This is a genomic window from Chryseobacterium sp. MA9, assembly GCF_024399315.1.
In the GTDB taxonomy this organism is placed as follows: Bacteria; Bacteroidota; Bacteroidia; order Flavobacteriales; family Weeksellaceae; genus Chryseobacterium.
The window spans coordinates 1,083,443-1,103,142 of record NZ_CP075170.1 but is presented as its reverse complement, the minus strand read 5'-3'; the positions used below and the strand labels follow the sequence as shown (position 1 = coordinate 1,103,142).

14 protein-coding genes are annotated in these 19,700 nt (G+C 36.0%); 8 read left to right on the top strand and 6 right to left on the bottom strand.

Going from position 1 to position 19,700, the window contains the following annotated elements; all coding sequences use genetic code 11:
- Positions 1–107: 107 nt before the first annotated feature.
- The 8 genes from KIK00_RS04960 (at position 108) to KIK00_RS04925 (ending at position 13,224) form a co-directional block, all read left to right on the top strand.
- Positions 108–3,593 (top strand): DUF2723 domain-containing protein, encoded by a 3,486-nt coding sequence (locus KIK00_RS04960; RefSeq protein WP_255815468.1) that lies wholly within the window; start codon positions 108–110, stop codon positions 3,591–3,593.
- A gap of 88 nt (positions 3,594–3,681) precedes the next feature.
- Positions 3,682–5,175, top strand: a complete 1,494-nt coding sequence (locus tag KIK00_RS04955; RefSeq protein ID WP_255815466.1) for a hypothetical protein — start codon at positions 3,682–3,684, stop codon at positions 5,173–5,175.
- A gap of 112 nt (positions 5,176–5,287) precedes the next feature.
- Positions 5,288–5,812 carry a DUF1697 domain-containing protein gene (locus KIK00_RS04950; RefSeq protein WP_255815465.1) on the top strand — a complete coding sequence of 175 codons (525 nt, stop codon included), beginning with the start codon at positions 5,288–5,290 and terminating at the stop codon, positions 5,810–5,812.
- 275 nt (positions 5,813–6,087) lie between these two features.
- Positions 6,088–6,897 (top strand): 3-deoxy-8-phosphooctulonate synthase, encoded by an 810-nt coding sequence (gene kdsA, locus KIK00_RS04945; RefSeq protein WP_136522329.1) that lies wholly within the window; start codon positions 6,088–6,090, stop codon positions 6,895–6,897.
- 43 nt (positions 6,898–6,940) lie between these two features.
- Positions 6,941–9,178 carry a TonB-dependent siderophore receptor gene (locus tag KIK00_RS04940; RefSeq protein WP_255815464.1) on the top strand — a complete coding sequence of 746 codons (2,238 nt, stop codon included), beginning with the start codon at positions 6,941–6,943 and terminating at the stop codon, positions 9,176–9,178.
- A 180-nt stretch (positions 9,179–9,358) separates the two neighbouring features.
- Positions 9,359–9,739 (top strand): hypothetical protein, encoded by a 381-nt coding sequence (locus KIK00_RS04935; RefSeq protein ID WP_255815463.1) that lies wholly within the window; start codon positions 9,359–9,361, stop codon positions 9,737–9,739.
- A gap of 120 nt (positions 9,740–9,859) precedes the next feature.
- Positions 9,860–10,333 (top strand): DUF3347 domain-containing protein, encoded by a 474-nt coding sequence (locus KIK00_RS04930; RefSeq protein WP_255815462.1) that lies wholly within the window; start codon positions 9,860–9,862, stop codon positions 10,331–10,333.
- Positions 10,334–10,422: 89 nt separating this feature from the next.
- Positions 10,423–13,224, top strand: a complete 2,802-nt coding sequence (locus KIK00_RS04925) for a multicopper oxidase domain-containing protein (RefSeq protein WP_255815461.1) — start codon at positions 10,423–10,425, stop codon at positions 13,222–13,224.
- A 170-nt stretch (positions 13,225–13,394) separates the two neighbouring features.
- On the opposite strand, the gene KIK00_RS04920 is transcribed toward KIK00_RS04925, so the two are convergent.
- The 6 genes from KIK00_RS04920 to KIK00_RS04895 form a co-directional block, all read right to left on the bottom strand.
- On the bottom strand, positions 13,395–15,428 hold the full coding sequence (locus tag KIK00_RS04920) for a S9 family peptidase (protein WP_255815459.1): 2,034 nt from the start codon (positions 15,426–15,428) through the stop codon (positions 13,395–13,397).
- Between the two features lie 76 nt (positions 15,429–15,504).
- Positions 15,505–16,623, bottom strand: a complete 1,119-nt coding sequence (locus tag KIK00_RS04915; RefSeq protein ID WP_255815458.1) for an FAD-dependent monooxygenase — start codon at positions 16,621–16,623, stop codon at positions 15,505–15,507.
- 101 nt (positions 16,624–16,724) lie between these two features.
- A complete protein-coding gene (locus KIK00_RS04910) occupies positions 16,725–17,225 on the bottom strand; it encodes a GNAT family N-acetyltransferase (RefSeq protein ID WP_255815457.1) in 501 nt (166 codons plus the stop codon).
- Between the two features lie 15 nt (positions 17,226–17,240).
- Positions 17,241–17,831 carry a hypothetical protein gene (locus KIK00_RS04905; RefSeq protein ID WP_255815456.1) on the bottom strand — a complete coding sequence of 197 codons (591 nt, stop codon included), beginning with the start codon at positions 17,829–17,831 and terminating at the stop codon, positions 17,241–17,243.
- Between the two features lie 197 nt (positions 17,832–18,028).
- The gene (locus tag KIK00_RS04900) at positions 18,029–18,604 is read right to left on the bottom strand and encodes an Imm26 family immunity protein (RefSeq protein WP_255815455.1); all 576 of its coding nucleotides are present in this window, start codon (positions 18,602–18,604) and stop codon (positions 18,029–18,031) included.
- Positions 18,605–18,698: 94 nt separating this feature from the next.
- Positions 18,699–19,565 carry an RNA polymerase sigma factor RpoD/SigA gene (locus KIK00_RS04895; protein ID WP_002979276.1) on the bottom strand — a complete coding sequence of 289 codons (867 nt, stop codon included), beginning with the start codon at positions 19,563–19,565 and terminating at the stop codon, positions 18,699–18,701.
- Positions 19,566–19,700: the final 135 nt, after the last annotated feature.

The following is a 19,700-nucleotide window of genomic DNA, read 5'->3' as shown; positions in this document are numbered from 1 at the left end:
TTTTGACACGTCTATAATCGCAAATACTACGCCAAAATTTTTAAATTTTGTTAAAACCCGCATAAAATAAGATAAAAGCCTTATTTTCGCATAATTGATTTAATACTATGAAAAATTGGACTTTTAGGCAATGGAACACCGTTTTAGGATGGGTGATTTTCGTCATTGCGTTTTTCACGTACTTGTCCACCATAGAACCCAATTTCAGTTTTTGGGATTGTGGCGAGTACATTTCTTCTGCAGTAAAACTTGAAGTAACGCACGCTCCTGGAGCTGCTTTATTCCAGATAGTGGGTGCCGTGGCAGCCATTTTTGCATTAGGGAAAGGCGAAAATTATTCTATCGTGATCAACGCGATGTCTGCATTGTTCAGTGCGCTGACTATTTTATTTTTGTTCTGGACGATCACACACTTTGTGAGAAGACTTTTAAACAAAGATTTTGAAGAAATTACAAAACATCAGGAAATCTCTATTTTATTTGCCGGAGCTGTGGGAGCACTTTGCTTTACCTTTTCAGATACATTCTGGTTCTCGGCAGTAGAGGGAGAGGTTTACTCTATGGCTTCTATGTTTATCGCGCTTTTGGTCTGGTTAATCACCAAATGGGAAAATGAGTACAAAGCGGGAGACAGTGAAAGATGGATTATTCTTATTTTCTTCGTTTTAGGACTTTCGGTAGGAGTGCATATGATGGGTATGCTGGCAATTCCTGCAGTATGTCTGGTATATTATGCAAGAAACTATAAGTTTACCTGGAAAAACTTTATCTGGGCAAACCTTATTACATTGGGGATTTTGATTATTGTTTTCAAAATTATCTTCCCTTTGATTATGACTATGTTCGGAAGACTTGAGATTTTCTTCGTGAATGGTCTTGGACTTCCTTTCCATTCAGGAACAATTGCCGCTTTTGTTTTAATGGTAGCGATCTGCTATTTCTTAATCAAATATGCAAAGAAAGCAAAGAAAAATATCTACCAGACTGCAGCATTATCTGTGGTTTTTATGATGATCGGATTCTCTTGCTGGATGGTTATTCCTATCAGAGCCAATGCTAATCCGCCGATGAACCTTAATGATCCGGATACTGCAATTGGTATGTTGGATTATTATAACAGAGAGCAGTATGGTGACTGGCCTACAATCTACGGACAAAACTATACAGCATTCCTTGATGCTAACGGAATTGAGAAGAACGAAGACGGAAGCTTTAAGACTCAAAAAACAGGAGAAATTTACGAAAAAGACGAAAAAACCGGAACTTACAGAAAGACCGGAGATCGTTTCAACTATGTCTTCAACAAATCTCAGGTAAGCTTAATGCCGAGAATGTTTAATGAGGACAAGGATGTAATGGCTAACTATATTTCAATGTATGGTGCTCCTGATTTTACATTCAATTATGCTAATGAAGATGTGGCAGATAATCCACAGGCTAAGCAGATCTTTGACGAGCTGAGAGCAAAATATGAAGACAAGTCAATCACTGCAGCAGATTATCTGAAAGTAAAACCTTATAACCTTATCAATGTTCAGAAGCCATCATTCCTTCAGAATATGGAGTATTTCATTTCTTTCCAGAACGGGTATTACTTTGTAAGATACCTGATGTGGAATTATGTAGGAAGACAGAATGACCTTGAAGGAAACATGGAAAGCACAAAAGGAAACTGGATTTCCGGAATTCCTTTTATAGATAATGTAACGGTAGGAAACCAGGATAAAATGCCTGCTAAATTCAAAAATGAAAGTACGGTAAAATTCTTCTTCCTTCCGTTAATTTTAGGTCTGATTGGATTCTTTTTCCAACTAAATAGAGACTTCGGAAGATTCTATGCACTGTTATCTTTATTTATTTTAACAAGTGTAGGTATTGTTTTCTATACAGGAGTAAAACCTTTTGAACCGAGAGAAAGAGATTATGCAATGGTAGGTTCTTTCTACGCATTTGCGATATGGATTGGTATGGGAGCAGGAGCAATTCTATGGTTCTTACAGTCTAAAATAAAATCAAACGGAGCAAACATTGCTTTGGGAGTGGTTTTATTAGGTGTACCTTTCATGATGGGCTTCCAGAACTACAATGTTCATGACAGAAGCAACAGATATACAGCTTACGATTACGCTTATTCAGTTTTAAAATCATTACCGAAAAACGACATCCTTTTCGTTTACGGAGATAATGATACTTACCCGGTTTGGGCAATCCAGGAAACAGAAAGATTCAGAGATGATGTGAAGGTAGTGAACTTTACCCTTGCTTCAACTCCATGGAATCTTGACCAGATAAAAAGGAGAACTTATAACGCTATGGGAATCCCTAGCCAGCTGACACACGAAGATTACAGAGATGGTGTAAATGACCAGATCTACATGATGAAGAAAGAAGATTGGGAAGGTGTTTTCTCTATGTTGAAAGAGCAGGGAGCTCCGGAAACAGAATTCCAGTCTTTCAGAAAGTATCTTACTCAGGATTCTTTAACATTGAAAGAAGCGATTAATTTCATTAAGTTCAAATCTCCTGAAAAAGACGAATTGTTGAAAATGTATTTTGGGGAAGAGAAATTTGAAAAATATAACATTCTTCCGGTCAACAAATTCATTCTTCCTGTAAATAAAGAAAATGCTTTAAAAGCAGGAATCATCAACAAAGAAGATCTTCCATATGTTGCTAATCAGATCATGATTACCTACAAAGGAAATACATTGTATAAAAATAATCTTATTTTGATGGATCTTTTAGCGAACTTCGACTGGAAGCGTCCAATCAACTTCTCATCAGGAGGTATTTATGACAGTGAAAACATTTTCTATCTTAACGATTACCTTCAGTTTGATGGATTCAGCTACAGATTAATCCCTATCCAAACACCTCCAACGGCTGATGGAGATATGGGAAGAGTAGATGCTAATTCTCTTTATAATGTAGTGAAAAGCTTCAGATGGGGGAACTTCAAAAACTTAAATGCTCACTTTGATGAAACGGCTACGTCTAATATTATCAGCTACAGAATGTCAGCGAGCAGAGCTGCAGCAGCACTTGCATTAAACGGACAGAAAGCTAAAGCATTAGAAATTCTGGATCTTGCAGCAAAAGAAATTCCTGCTGAGAAATATAACGACCCTCGTTCATTAAGCTCAATTGTATCAGGATACATTATTGCAGGCCAGGAGCACAAAGGTCTTCAGATTGCTGAGGTTCTTAAAAAAGGAATCTTTGAAGAATACGATTATTATTTAAGCCTTTCCAAAGCAGATCAAAACTATTTGAGAAGACAAATGAGAACAAAACCTATGGAATATTCTCTTGTAGTAGCTGCTGTAACGGATGCTTACACAAAGATCGGACAGAAAGAAAAAGCATATGCTTATCTGGTAAAATCTATAGAGCCTATTGATAAGAAGTTCAATGTATTTGTCAAAGATCTTCAGGAAATGGGCAAAGAGAAGGCAATGAAAGAGTCTGAAAATGTACAGCAGATCACGCCATTCTACCAGTATTTATTTGATGTAATGGAGCCTTATGATTCTACTTATTCTAAGGAAAAAGAAAATCAGATAACGACAGCAATTATCAAAGCAACAAAATAAAATATTTTAAAACGGGACTTCGGTCCCGTTTTTTTATTATTGGGATTCCTGAATATTAAGATTATATTTGTGAAACTAAAAATACATAATGGCTGAAACAAAAAATAGCAGGTTCCCCATCTATGCCGTAATTGCTACAGTTGCTTTTAAACTTCTTTTTTTATTGACACATTACATCCAGGAGGATGCATTTATTACCTGGAGAGTGGCTCAGAATCTACTGGATTACGGAGTAATCGGGTTCAATGGAGATGCCAAAATTTCTGCATCTACCACCCATTTGTATGTTTTTGTATCTTACCTTTTCAATCTTGTTTTTGGAAAAGAAAACTTTATTGAACCTCTTTTGATTTTTAATTCTATACTGTTTACGATAGGAACTTTGCTGCTTTCCCATTTGGTTCTTAAAAACCCGTGGCATAAAGCTATCTTTATATTTTTGATCGGCATTTTACCACCAGCTATTAAAATTTCAATTCTCGGAATGGAGTATGGAATCCTGTTTTTCCTGGAAATGGCACTGTTGTATTATGGGCTTCATAAAGGAAAAAAATGGGTGTTGACATTTCTTCCTATGTTAATTATGTTTACGAGGATTGATACCGTAATATTTTTGGGAATTGTGTTTCTCGTAGATCTATTCTGGAACAGAAAAATCAGATGGAATTATATTTTTGGAGGCGTTCTTGGTGTTTTATCTACGGTTGCTTTCAACTGGTTTTACTTTGGAGAATTGGTTAATAATACCATTACAGCAAAAAAACTTCTTTATAGTGAGAACTTTACGATCCAGCAGCATATGGGTTACTTTTTTAAGAGTTTCGGAAACTTTTGGGGAATGCTGAAAGTTCCCGGAGATTTCAATCCTATGACTGTTGTAATATTGATTTTTGAGTTGCTTTGCTTTATTTATCTGATCAGACAAAGAGAAAAGAGAAACTATTTTTTATGGATGATCTTTCTTTTCGGATGGGCAAAACAGATTATTTTTATTTCTCAGAAAAGTTTGTTCGATTGGTACTATTGGGTTCCACAAATTTTACTTTTTGTTCCTGTTCTTATTTTTGTACTGGAACAGAAAGAGAAGAGAAACCTGTGGCTGTCATTACTTGTTATTTTCTATATTTTCCCAATGCTTGTTTTCCAGACAGTTCACTGTATTGCAACAGGAAACGGGGAGTGGAACTACCGAAGAACGATTGGAACATTTTTAAATCAATATGAAAAAGATAAAAATCAATGGATTTTACTGGAACCGGCGGGTTATGTACCTTACTTTTCAGGATTAAAAACAATTGATGAGGTTGGATTGGTTGATAAACAGATTCAGGAAGAGATTAAAAAGGATAAAGTAAACTACTGGATCAATACTGTAAAAACAAGAAAACCGAAATATCTTCTTTCTTACCAAAATCTATACGAAGGAAACAATGCAAATTCATTCTATTATCAAACCCATTATAGACTTTTGAAGGAATTCCGTGTGAAAGATCATCTGAAAAGTGATAATAAGATTTTAGAAAAAATTTACAATCTGAAACCTTCCGGAACAGACTATAATTTGTACATTAGGGTTGATTAAAAGATTGAAAATCGTAGTGAGTTCAGAAACAAGGATCAAATAACTCTTTTACTCTAATACTCTCAAACTCAAAACACCTGCAACCTATTATCTAAAACCTAATTCCTAAAAAATGAAATACTGTGCTTTTCTCCGCGGCGTCAACGTAAAAGGAACCAATATGAAAATGGCTGATGTATGCCAGGTTTTTAAAGATGCCGGTATGAAAGATGTGAGTTCAATATTGGCTTCCGGAAATATTGTATTTTCTTCAGACAAAAATGTAGAGGATTTAAAGGCGGTTCTTGAAAAAGCCATGTCGGATCATTTTTCTTATGAAGCCTTTCTGTTTGTAAAATCTCAGGCAGAGATAGAGGTTTTCTGGACCAATATTCCTTTTGAAAAGAATGAAAACTTCCATATTTATAGTTTTGTTGGAATTCCAGGCGTTGAAAAAGTTCTGATGGAAGAGTTTCGAAAAGTAGCTCAGGCAGAAAATGAAAAGGCAGAAATTGTCAATGAGATTTTTTACTGGCAGGTTCCAAAAGGAAACACCTTAGATTCTACCTTTGGAAAAGTACTAGGTAAAAAAAGTCTTAAAGATCAGTTTACAAGCAGAAATGTGAACACGTTTGAAAAGGTTCTGAAGAAATTCTAAATAAATTATCACAATGCTTCGACAGATTCAGCATGACGTTGCTGTAATTAACCTTTAATGTAGTGTGAACCCGACGTGTCTCCTATACTGGTTATCTAATATAACAGATAGTATTAGGAGTGTCATGCTGAGCCTGTCGAAGCATGTATCGATTTAATAATCGGAAATCCAAAAGACTCAAAAACGATTGCAACCATAGCCTGTTAAAGCAATCAAATAATTTCCATTTGTGAAACTTTCTCAGTATTTTTACTGAACTTTTTAATTACAACAAAATGATTCAGTATTTAGATAATATTTCGCACAAAGATTCAAAGAACTTTTTCCTTATTGCCGGACCTTGTATTATTGAAGGAGAAGATATGGCATTGAGAATTGCTGAAAAAGTAATAAGCATCACAGATAAATATAATATTCCTTATATTTTCAAAGGAAGTTTCAAAAAGGCCAACAGAAGCCGTGTAGATTCTTTCACAACCATTGGTGAAGAGAAATCTCTTGAAATCCTTAAAAAAGTAGGAGAGACATTCAATATTCCTACAACAACGGATATTCATGAAAATGAGCATGCAGCATTGGCGGCACAATATGTAGATGTTTTACAGATTCCTGCGTTCCTTGTACGTCAGACAGATCTATTAGTGGCTGCAGCACAAACAGGAAAATGTGTTACGCTGAAAAAAGGACAGTTCCTTTCACCCGAAGCAATGAAGTTTGCAGTTCAGAAAATTACTGATTCCGATAACCAGAAAGTTGCCATTATTGAAAGAGGAAATTCTTTCGGATATACAGATCTGATTGTGGATTACAGAGGAATCCCTACAATGAGAGAATATGCTCCTGTAATTTTGGACGTCACACACTCTCTGCAACAGCCTAATCAAAGCTCAGGTGTTACAGGAGGAAGACCAGACCTTATTGAAACCGTTGCCAAAGCAGGAATTGCAGTTGGCGCAGACGGAATTTTCATAGAAACACACCCTACACCGGAAACAGCATTGTCTGATGGTGCCAACATGTTAAGATTAGATTTATTAGAAGATTTGTTACAAAAACTAACAAGAATTAGAGAATCAATTTTGTAATTGTTAAAAAAACATTAATTTTAGAAATTCTAAAACATTTCTTTTGAAAAAACTAGTTTTACCGCTAAGCCTTATGGTCCCTATGCTGATTTTCTCCCAACAAAGAAAAAAGGATACAGCGACCACTAAAGTGACCGATATAGAGGAAGTTGTCTTCCAGAAAAAAACAACAGGAAGAACCAACGACCTTACCAATGTAAGAATTTCAGCAAAAGAAGCAAAATCTGTGGCTTCTATCAACGGTGGAATTGAAGGATTGCTTAAAACACTTCCTTCCGTAAACTCCAATACCGAGCTGTCTTCCCAATATATGGTTCGTGGTGGAAACTATGATGAAAACCTTATCTACATTAATGATATTGAGATCTACAGACCTTTCCTGATCAGAAACTCACAACAGGAAGGGATGAGTATCATCAATCCGGATATGGTTTCTGCAGTAAATTTCTCTGCAGGGGGATTTGAAGCCAAATATGGTGATAAAATGTCTTCTGCTTTAAATATCTATTACCGTGAACCTGAAAAATTTGAAGTTTCAGGAGAAGCCAGTTTAATTGGAGGAAGACTAACTACAGGTCTGGCTTCAAAAAATAAGAAGTTTACAGCCTTATTTTCCGGTAGATACAGAAATACCAATCTTGTTCTTAATACATTAAAGGAAGATACAGACTTTAATCCAACCTATTGGGATTTCCAGTCTTATCTGAATTATCATGTCAGTGATAAATTCTCCATGTCATTCATCGGATATTATTCCAAGAATGATTATGAGATGATCCCTAAGGCGAAAAGTGTAACATTCGGAAGTCTTCAGCAGCCTATTACAGTGAATATAGGATATGCAGGTAAAGAAAATGACCAGTATAAGAATATGATGGGTACATTTTCCATGAACTATAAGCCGAATGACCAATGGAAGCTTACCTTGGATGCTTTTGCCTATCAGAACAGAGAAAGAGAATATTATACAATACAGTCAGCATACGAGCTTCAGACATTTGATCCGGTGACACAGCAGCCTGTGACGTCTTTCGATGTTGGTGGACAGATAGAACATGCAAGAAACGACTTATTTGTAAGAACATATGGAACTCAGTTCAGAGCCAAATTTTCTCCTAATGTGAACACTGACTTTGAAGTTGGATTTAAATATGAGAAAGAAAACCTTAAAGATCTTACCAATGAATGGAAATTGGTAGATTCCGCAGGATACAGTCTTCCAAGACCGGAAGTTATCGATCCGAGAACAGGAACTACAGGTGATCTTAAATTGGCTTATTATATTGCAGGACAAAATAATATTGAACCTACAAGACTTTCTGCATATGCGCAGTATTCACAGAAGTTCTACTGGGGAGCCAGTAAAGTATTTGTGAATGCCGGAGTACGTGTTGCCAACTGGAGTTTCAATAAAGAAACGATTTTCTCTCCCAGAGCACAGTTTGCTATAAAGCCTGATTGGGAAAGTGACATGTTGTTTAAAATTTCAGGGGGTATTTATTATCAGTCTCCTTTCTATAAAGAGATCAAAGATTTAGACGGTAATTTTAATTCTAATATAAAGTCACAGCGTTCTATCCAGGTAATTCTTGCCAATGATTATGAGTTCCAGATGTATGACAGACCATTTAAACTGACTACGGAACTTTACTATAAGAAAATGGATAACCTTATCCCGTATTATATGGATAATGTAAGAATCCGTTATTCAGGGCAGAATAATTCCAAAGGATATGCGTACGGTATTGATACAAGATTATTTGGAGAATTTGTTCCGGGTGTAGATTCGTGGTTGTCTGCGAGTTATGCAAGAGTATATGAGAATATTGATGGAAGAGGAGATATTCCGAGACCTACAGATCAGAGGTTGAGGTTTGCTATGTTCTATCAGGATTATATGCCAAGCTTCCCGTCTATGCGTGTAAATCTTACTTTGGTATATGCTATGGGATTACCTACAGGAGCTCCGGTAATGTTCAACAGTAACGGACAGCCTGATTTTGGCTCAGCTTATAATTATCAGCAGACTCTTCCTGCCTATAAAAGAGTAGACTTAGGATTGACAAAAGTATTTATCGATCCGAAAGAAAAGAATAAGAGATCCGGCTTTTGGGGTAATTTTGAAGAGCTGACATTAGGTGTTCAGGTTTTCAATGCCTTTAACATCAACAATACGGTAGCCAACCAATGGATCACAGATTATAACAGCAATTATATGTATCCGGTTCCGGTGCGTCTTACAGGACGTTTCTTCAATGTAAAACTGGAATTCAAACTATAAATTAAAATGTAAGCAAAGGCCTTCATGAAAATCTGCCTAATTTGCTTAATACGCGAGATAAAATAATACAATAAAAAGCTTCTGAATTTTCGGAAGCTTTTTTATTTTCCTGAATTTTATAACAACATTACCAAATTCTATAACAAAGGTTTCAGAGATATTTTTACCTTTGTCCTACCAATGAAAAAGATTCTTGCCATATTGTTTTCTATTTTCTACTTCGGGTTTTCTTCCGGAGCGGCTTTTAGCATTCATTATTGCATGAAAGAATTTGTTTCTGTAAGCCAGAAAGTAGATGATATCTGTGGAAAATGCGGTGTTAAAGACAAAAAGGGATGCTGCAAAACAGAGATCAAAATAGTAAAAGTAGACGATTCTCAGAAATCTGATTATCTTACTGTTGATTTTTTAAGTACTGTTTCAGAGATTCCGGTAAAACATCAGTTTGCTGTTATTGACAAGTCTTTTTCTGCAACCAAATTTACTCAAATTCAGATCAATGCACCGCCAGAATATCGGCCGGTACCCATTTACATTAATCATTGTAATTTTAGAATTTAGAATCTGTCAGTCGTTTCCGGTATAATTAATTGTATACCGTTATAGACGACATGTTCTGACGCATTTACTGATGCGTTACCAATATTCCTTATTAAAAAATTAATTCTAAAATTTAAAACAATGAAAAAATATATCATCACAGCAGCCTTATCTTTATTTTCAATCGTTTCATTATCAGCACAATCTAAAAAGGACGCTCAGGTTTCTAAGCTGTATCAGAACTATATTTCCATTAAAACAGCTTTAGCTTCAGATGATGCTGATAAAACTTCAAAAGCAGCAACAGAATTCATTAAAACAGCTTCAGCTATTGACTATAAAGTTGTTTCTGAAGGAAATCTTAATGTTCTCAGAAAAGATGCTTCCGTCATCTCTGAAGCGAGAACCGTTGCAGCACAAAGAGAAACTTTTTTCAATCTTTCGGACAATATGATTGCTTTGACCAAGCAGTTCAAACTTTCTGAAAAACCAGTTTATGTACAATATTGCCCAATGGCAGATGGAAGCTGGTTGAGCGATGAAAAACAGATCGCCAACCCATACTATGGGAAATCTATGCTTTCTTGTGGAAGTGTAAAGTCAGAAATTAAATAATTATTGTATTATTCTTAAAAATAATTAGTTGTATAGCTTGAGTTATAATTAACTTTAAGTTATACAACTTCTAAAAAGTTCGAAATATTATGAAAAAACTGATAATGTTTCTGATGCTTTTGTTCTCTGTTTTTACTTTCGCACAAACTACAAAAACGTATTATACCTGCCCGATGCATCCAGAAGTGGTGTCATCAAAACCTGGGGACTGCCCAAAATGCGGAATGACCCTCGTGAAAAAAACAGTGGTTATAAAACCCAAAGTAGTAACAAAACCAGAAGTAAAGCCTATCTCTAAAACAGAGACTAAAACAAAATCTGCAGAAACAAAAATAAATAAGATTAAAGCTGAGAAAAAAACAGAAGTTAAAAAGGTTAATAATGTAAAGAAAGCTGATAAGGTCAAGCTGATAAAGCCTTATGCCAAACCGGAGATGAAGACCGTATCACCAGCTAAAGCCCAGGTTTTAAATCAATCACAGGTTCATACTACTTATACCTGTCCGATGCATCCTGAGATAGTTTCAGATAAACCGGGAAAATGTCCTAAATGTGGGATGGAACTGGTTGAAAAAGAACATTCTCATGCAGAAGCTGAGCATCCAAAAGAGGAAGGTTCTGCTTTAAAAAGGAACTCTGAAAACGGGAGAATTACTTTTGGAGGAAAAACAGTTCGTTATGATCTCTATGTAAAAGATACCATTGTTAATTTTACAGGTAAAAACAGAAGAGCGATTGCAATTAACGGGAAACTTCAGGCTCCGACTTTATATTTTACAGAAGGAGATACAGCCGAGATTTACCTGCACAATATGCTTAAAGAAAATACAGGACTTCACTGGCATGGTGTGATTCTTCCCAATGAACATGACGGAGTTCCATATCTTACCACAAAACCAGTAACACCAGGAGAAACGCATTTATACAAATTCAGAGTTTCCCAAAACGGAACGTATTGGTATCATTCTCACGAAGCGCTTCAGGAACAGATTGGAATGAATGGTATCTTGGTTTTTAAAAAAAGAGAAGGTGAACCGAAAACAGAGTACAATGCGGAAATTCCTGTATTACTAGGAGATTGGAGTGATGATGATCCCATGCAGATTGCAAGAAGGCTTCATATGGCCAATACAGATTGGTATGCTGTAAAGAAAAATGCAGTACAGAGTTACTGGGAAGCAATCAAATCCGGAAATTTTGGGACAAAAGCTTTGAATGAATGGAAAAGAATGGAAGCAATGGATGTAAGTGATGTATACTATGACAAATTTTTGATCAACGGTACTCCCAGCTCTGATTATTCCAATTTAAAAGCTGGTGATAAAGTAAGATTGAGAGTTGCCAATGGAGGCTCATCTACCTATTTCTGGCTCAATTATGGCGGTGGAAAGATAAAAGTAGTTGGAAACGATGGTAATGATGTTGTCCCCGTAGAAGTTGACCGTCTGATTGTCGGAGTTTCTGAAACGTATGATATTGAAGTTACCATTCCTGAGAATAAAAGCTTTGAATTCAGAGCAACTTCTGAAGATAGAATAGGACATGCTTCCCTTTGGCTGGGCACGGGTGAAAAAATAGAAGCTCCCAATCTTCCAAGACTGATGCTTTTTGAAGGAATGAAAATGATGAACGGAATGATGGAAATGAGCGGAAATATGAAACCAATGAATATGACGATGGGAAATCAGATGATGGATATGAATGAAGTTATGTACCCGGAATTATCTGAAAATCAAAGAAAAACTACAGCAAAGCATATCAATGAGATGATGGGAATAAAAACCAAAGAAGATAAGAAACAGGATCATTCTCAACATTCAGGAATGGATATGAAGGAAGAAAAAACAATCAAGAGACTCTCTTATAATATTCTAAAATCACCTGAGAAAACCATCCTTCCTACGGACAGTATTCGTGAAATGAAATTTACGCTGGAAGGGAATATGAACCATTATCTGTGGACGCTGGATAATAAAACGGTGACAGAAACAGATAAAATTCTGATCAAAAAAGGAGAGGTCCTTAGAATTAAAATGTATAATAATTCTATGATGCGCCACCCAATGCACCTTCATGGTCATGATTTCAGGTTAATTAATTCAAAAGGAGAGTATTCTCCGTTGAAAAATGTAGTGGATATCATGCCGATGGAAACCGTAACAATAGAATTTGCAGCGAATCAGGATGGTGACTGGTTTTTCCACTGTCACATTTTATATCATATGATGGCAGGAATGGGAAGAATCTTCAGTTACGAAAACTCAAAACCGAATCCACAGCTTCCGAACAGAAAACTAGCCTGGAAGAACTTTATACAGGATAATAAAATGACCAGTTCTATGGCGATGCTGGATGTAGCAAGCAATAAGATCCATGCAGAAACGATGACGATGTTCGGACCGAGATGGGCTAACCTGAATGAGTTTCATTCCAACTGGAATTTTGATCATTTTGAAGGGAGCGCAAAAGTAGGACGGTTTTTAGGAAAATTCCAGTGGGCACTTCCCTATACAGGAGTAAGAGTTCAAAAAAATCATGAGATCATGGAAAGACAGATGGCAGAAGATATGGGTATGGATTTTCATGGGAAAAAGACCTGGTTCGGACAGCAGAAAGCTTCAAAAAACAGATTTGCATTTATAGTAGGGATGCAGTATGTATTGCCAATGCTGATCACTGCTGACGCAAGTGTTGACCAAAACGGAAAAGTACTATTAGAGCTTAGCCGTGAGGATATTCCGCTTTCCAGAAGGCTGAGAGGAAATTTCAGTGTCAATTCTGACGGTGAGTTCTCAACAGGAATGAGGTATATTCTTCAAAAATGGTTATCCGTTTCCGGAAACTATGATAATGAAATGGGCTGGGGTGCAGGTGTTACTTTAACTTACTAATTCAAAATTTTAAAATAAATAAAGACTGCTTCATTGAGGCGGTCTTTTTGTTATTATCAGTTGCTTTCTATTTTGCATAATCAACTGCGCCAATCTGTGAAATCAGTGATTAAAAAATAAAAAGCCACCTCATTTTCATGAGATGGCTTTATTAATTTATACAAATACTTTTATTTAGAAGCTCCTGCGGTTTTTTCAGTTTTCGCTGGTGTATAAGTTACTTTTGAAATATCCACCGTCATTTCCTTCAGACGTTTTGCCACATTATCAGGCATTTCTTTCTGATATCTTCCTCCAATTACTTCAGCAAGGAATTTCTCAGTTTCAGCATACATCGCCATACTGTTTACAGGTTTACGGAATCCGTGACCTTCATCATCAGCCAGAATATAATTAACCTTTTTACCTTTATCACGAAGAGCAATGACAATCTGATCTGCCTCAGCCTGTTTTACTCTTGGGTCATTGGCTCCCTGAACAATCAGTAACGGCTTGTTGATTTTATCTACACTGAATAACGGGCTTGCATCATGCATACGTTTTTTACCTTCCTCAGTTTTGGGATCACCTACCATACCATAAAGGAAAGCACGTGCAGCCTCCCAGTAAGCGGGTACAGAATCCAATAAAGTAAAGAGGTTGCTTGGTCCTACAATATCTACTCCGGCAGCATATACATCAGGAGTGAAGGCTAAACCTGCGAGTGTTGCATATCCACCGTAGCTTCCTCCCATAATTACTACTTTATTTTTGTCTGCAATTCCCTGATCGATCAGGTATTTTACGCCCCAGGTGATATCATCCTGCATTAATTTTCCCCACTGAAGATCCCCGCCGTTCTGGAATTTTTTACCATAGCCACCACTTGCTCTGAAGTTTGGCTGTAGTACTGCATATCCTCTGTTAGCTAAAAACTGTACTGTGGAATTGTATCCCCAATAATCTCTTGGCCCCTTTGGACCTCCATGAACCAAAACAACAACAGGAACATTTTTGCCGGATGAGCCTGCAGGTAAAGTCAGATAAGCAGGAATTTCAAGGCCATCACTGCTTTTATAGCTGATCGGAGTCATAGCTGCCAGATACTTTTCAACTTTTTTCAATTCTGTTCTTGGAGTATACTGAAATATCAGCTGTTTTGTCTTTGCATCAAAGAAGTAAGCTTCTGAAGCATATTTATCACCTCCCACAGCAACTAAAAATTTAGAATAGTCATTGGTAGAACTTGAAAAATTAACTTCTCTTCCGGGGAATTTACTTTGCAGAAATTTGTAGTTAGCTTCCCAGGTTTTGTCTTTCCAGTAATATTCTGTTTTATCTCCGGTGTAAGAGGTATAAATCATCTTTCTGGTATTTCTGTCAAGGAACAGTCCTCCGAAATCCACTTTATCTTTAGGATCACTTTCTATTTTTGTAATCTGTTTGGTTTTCGGATCCATAAGGAATAAGGTAGATTTGTCAAGATTTCCTTTGTTGGTTACCAGATAGAATTTAGAATTATCTTCGTTCCAGTTTGAGATATAAGCGCTTTCCGTTACCAAAGTCTCATAAATAGGAGTCAGTTTATCTCCTTCTTTATAAAAAAACTGGGTTGTTCCTTTATCATCTGTTTTGGAAAGAACTCTCAATTTTTCATCCCAGTCAAATTCATAGCTTGTGATACGGTCTGTGTTCTCATAAATCTTTTTCAGCTCGCCTGTAGAAATTTTCAATGAGTATAAATCATGCCATGCCTTATCACGATTATTCAGTCCAACCATCAATAGATCAGGATCTTTTCTGCTTACCATGTAGATTTGGGCAGTTACATCTTTAAGGGGCGTTATATTCCTTGATTCCGGAACTCCTGTGGTTACTTTTGCCATAGGATCTACGGCAAAAATATTCATGTTTTCATCACCATTACCATCTTTTACATAAAGAATATACTTTCCGTCTTCTGACCAGAAATATCCGTTCATTGGGCGCTTGCTGTCTGTTAGTGGGCGTGCTTTTTCAAAAGGTTCATCAATTTTTTTTACCCAAATATTCATGATGCCTCCATATTCTTTCATAAAGGAAATCCATTTCCCATCCGGACTCAATTGTCCTCCGGAAATTTCAGGGTTACCAAAGAATAAACCTCTGTCCAGTACCGGGACCTCCTGTGCTCGTGCTGTATGAACTCCTATGAGTAGGAGCAATACATAAAAGATTTTTTTCATGTTTTTAATTTTTAGTTGTTATTAATAAATTGAATATAGGTTTTAAAATTTTATCTTTTTCTTTCGGTTGCAATCTCTACATTTCCAGTTCTATAATCCTTTTAGCCATTTTCTGATTGATGCTTTCCGGAATCAGTCCCATTAGAAAATTACGGAGGGAGTTTCCCTTTTCCCATTGAGAAACCTTTCCGATATTGCGGCTTGTATTGACGATATAATCAACTTTTTTTCTTCTGATCCGCTGAAACTCTTCAAAAACTGTATTGAAATCCTTATTTTTCTCCAGCAATTTTCCAATGATATAAGCATCTTCAATCGCCTGACAGGCACCTTGTCCCATATTAGGAGTTGTAGCGTGGGCAGCATCGCCGATCAGGCATAAATTTTCCGTATACCATCTGGGAATAGGAGCGAGGTCAGAAATGATATTACAAATAATATTCTCGTGTGCTGTAGCTTCAATAAGTTGTAGAACTAATGGAGCAAAATCCTTAAAGATCTCCGCAATTTCCAAATGCCTTCCAAAGCTTTTCTCATTGATGCAGGCATACCAATAGACCTTTTTCTCAGAAATTTTTACAAATCCGAAACGTTTTCCTTTTCCCCACATTTCAAAAGCTTCCTGATGATGTTTTTCCGGCAGATCAAAATCTACCAGACCACGCCAGCATTTCTGCCCGGAGTTCCTTATGGTTCCGGTTTTCATGATTTGATTTCGGACAGGAGATTTTATGCCATCTGCCCCAAAAACAATTTTACTTTCAATTTGGTTTCCATTTTCAAAATCCAAAATATAGTTTTCCTCTTTTTTTATTTTTTGTAATGAATGGTTCAGTTGTATTGAGTCCGGGTTTAAATTTTCCGTTAAAATTTTCTGAAGTTCAGCCCGGTGAATAGCAACATTGCAGGAATTGTAACGAGTTTCCAGTTCCAGGATTTCTGTTTTTGAAATAGGCTGTAAGGATTCATTAGAGATAACAATTCTGTGAATTTTATTGCCTGCATTTTCAATCTTTTCTTTTAAACCCAAACGGTCAAAAACCTGCATTGCATTTACTGCCATCATAATTCCGGCTCCTACAGGTTTTATTTCAGGAGCAGATTCGTAGATCGAAAAATCATACTGATGCTGTTTCAGCACATTTCCAAGGGTCAGTCCCCCGATTCCGGCTCCGATGATTGAAATGGTGTTCATAAGCTTTAGGTTCTTGATAATGCAAAGGTGAAAAAGATTTCTATTGTTTTAAGTGCAGTCTCAAAAGTGTCTTTTGAGATATTCTCTTTGCATCATTTAATTTATAATGTCAAAATATAGCTTTCCGATACCTTTTTAAAACCATACTTACTAAAAAAGTTGTGAGCGCCATGGTTGTTGACTCCGCTTTCCAGCAGAATAAAACTGATATTCCAGCTTTTAGATTCATGAATGGCCTTTTCCAGAAGGGTACTTCCAAGGGACTGACCTCTCACAGACTGATCCAGAAGCATATCTTCTAAAATCGCATACTTTTTAAAAGGGCTGTTGATCACATTGAAAACCATCATTCCGACGATTTCTCCATTTTCGTTTTCTGCAATCAGAATATTCAGCTTAGAATTACCGTTAGAATTAAAATCTGTAATTAGTTGTTCCGTCAGAATCACTTCAAGATCCGGATTCCAGTGATGCGAATCTATAGCTCTTCCGGACATCATCTCGCCATGAGAAATATAAGAGTCTGTTTTATGGGTAATAAAAAAGTCTACAAGTTCTTTGATGCGGCTTTTATCGGTAAGCCATTTTGTGCTATATTTCATGAGGTGTGGTGGTGTTTATTTTAATTTTTTCAATTCTTCTAACAGTTGGTTTTGCTTATTGATGAATTGATTGAGACTGTCTGTTTTCAGAGGATGTGCATTCTGATACTTTTCAATTTCAGGAAGTGTCTTTCTGATCTTGAAGGCAGTGTATAAGCTATAAATACTTTGCTTGTTACGATTAATTTTATGCTTAAGTTCTTTTATTTTTTGAACCTTTAGATCATATTTATTTGAACTTTCTTCGATGAGTTTAATCATTTCTTTCCTTAAAACCGAATCATTAATAGATTTTGCCTCATTTTTTGCAATCAAATAATAATCTTCTGAATTAGAAATGATGCTGCTATATATACCTTGCATTTTATGAGCATCTTCCTGCATTAAAGATATTTTTTCATCTACTTTCTTAATTTCATCATCATTTTTGATTTTTTCATAATAAATACCGTTAAATATATCCTGAGTTTTACTTAACCTCTTTATTGGCATACTGGATTCCGTGTTCTCAGCGGCTTTTGCTACAATATCATTGTCTTGCGATTTATTTTCTCTGCAGGAAAGGACGGATAACGTAAAGATAGAAGCGAAAAGTATTTTTTTCATAGTATGTTTTATTGGGGTTTATAATATATATCATATCCCGGCAACTAAAGATAATCATTTAGAATTCGTCATCAATAATGACTGGATATGATTTTAATTAGTTGAACAAACGTTGAAAATTGTTACAATAGCTTATAAGATTGAAAGTAAATCAATCTTTTTTATTTAAAATCTGTAAAATTATAATTATATAGGCTTTATTTCCAGGATTGAAACTTTTCATGCATTATTTCTGCAATCTCGTTTACTCTTTTCTGGGCAATTTCATTATCTTCTCTATATTCCATAGGTATCTTGTCATAGTCCATAACTTCATCGTTAGACAGAAATCCTTTTAAATGGTTTAATACTCTAAAGATTATATGATTCATACGCCAGCAAATAGAAGGCTCAATGTTTTGCATTTCATCAGTTTCTTCTCCTTTCGTTTCACCGCCAACCCAGAGACTTCTATCAAATACGAAAGTAATGTCCTTATAATTAGACTCAGATTTATCATATTCAGGATTACTGAATAGTATTTTCCATCTTGGGGTACCTGCCGCAAAGCGCATACTGCAAAATATGGGCTGGAATAATCTCTTGCTTGTATCTACATCAGAAATGTTTTTTGGAGGCTCGGTGTAAAAATGGTCAAAAATTTCAATAAGATGACCTAAATTGGGTTTAATAAATTCAATATAACGGGCAATAACAAATCCATTTTCATTCGATTGGCTGATGGAAGGAATATAAAACAGATCACCTGGTTTTGGCTTCATTAATGACTTCATTATACAATATTTTAATAGTATTATCTTATCTGGATGTTTATAAAAAAACGGAGCCTGAAAACAGACTCCGCCTATAAAATTTTTTACGCTAAAATTATTTACCCAGGTAAGATTTAAGGATCTTGCTTCTGGTATTGTGTTTTAGTCTCTTAATTGCTTTTTCTTTGATCTGACGGACTCTCTCTCTTGTAAGATCGAAAGTCTCACCAATTTCCTCTAAAGTCATTGGGTGTTTTCCGTTCAGTCCGAAGTATAATCTTACCAAATCAGCCTCTCTTGGCGTCAAGGTATTCAATGCTCTTTCAATCTCAATTTGTAGAGATTCAAGCATCAGATCCTTATCAGGACTTGGAGATTCTCCTGAACGCAATACATCATAAAGATTAGAATCTTCACCTTCTACTAAAGGTGCATCCATAGACAGGTGTCTTCCGGAGTTTTTCATTGATTCTTTAATATCTTCCTCGCTCATGTCAAGAACTTCAGCCAATTCTTCCGGAGAAGGTGGTCTTTCATTTTCCTGCTCAAGGTGAGCGTATGCTTTATTAATTTTGTTGATAGAACCAATCTTGTTCAATGGTAATCTTACAATTCTTGACTGCTCAGCCAATGCCTGTAAAATTGATTGACGGATCCACCATACTGCATAAGAGATAAATTTGAAACCTCTAGTTTCATCGTACCTTTTTGCCGCTTTCATTAATCCTAAGTTACCTTCATTGATCAAATCGGGTAAAGAAAGACCTTGATTTTGGTATTGCTTAGATACAGAAACTACGAAACGAAGGTTGGCTTTGATTAATTTCTCCAGTGCGGCTCTGTCGCCAGCACGTATTCTTTGTGCCAATTCTACTTCTTCGTCCGCAGTGATCAGTTCCACTTTACCAATTTCCTGCAAATACTTGTCTAATGAAGCAGTTTCCCTGTTGGTAACCTGCTTAGTGATTTTTAATTGTCTCATTTATTTTATCCTCAAAAAAGAGTTACTATAATATATACGTATGAAAAGGTAGAAAGGTTACACTAGGTACAGTATTTTTTTGTACAATGTATAATGTACAATGTATGAATGTATTTATTTTGTGTTTTAATGTGT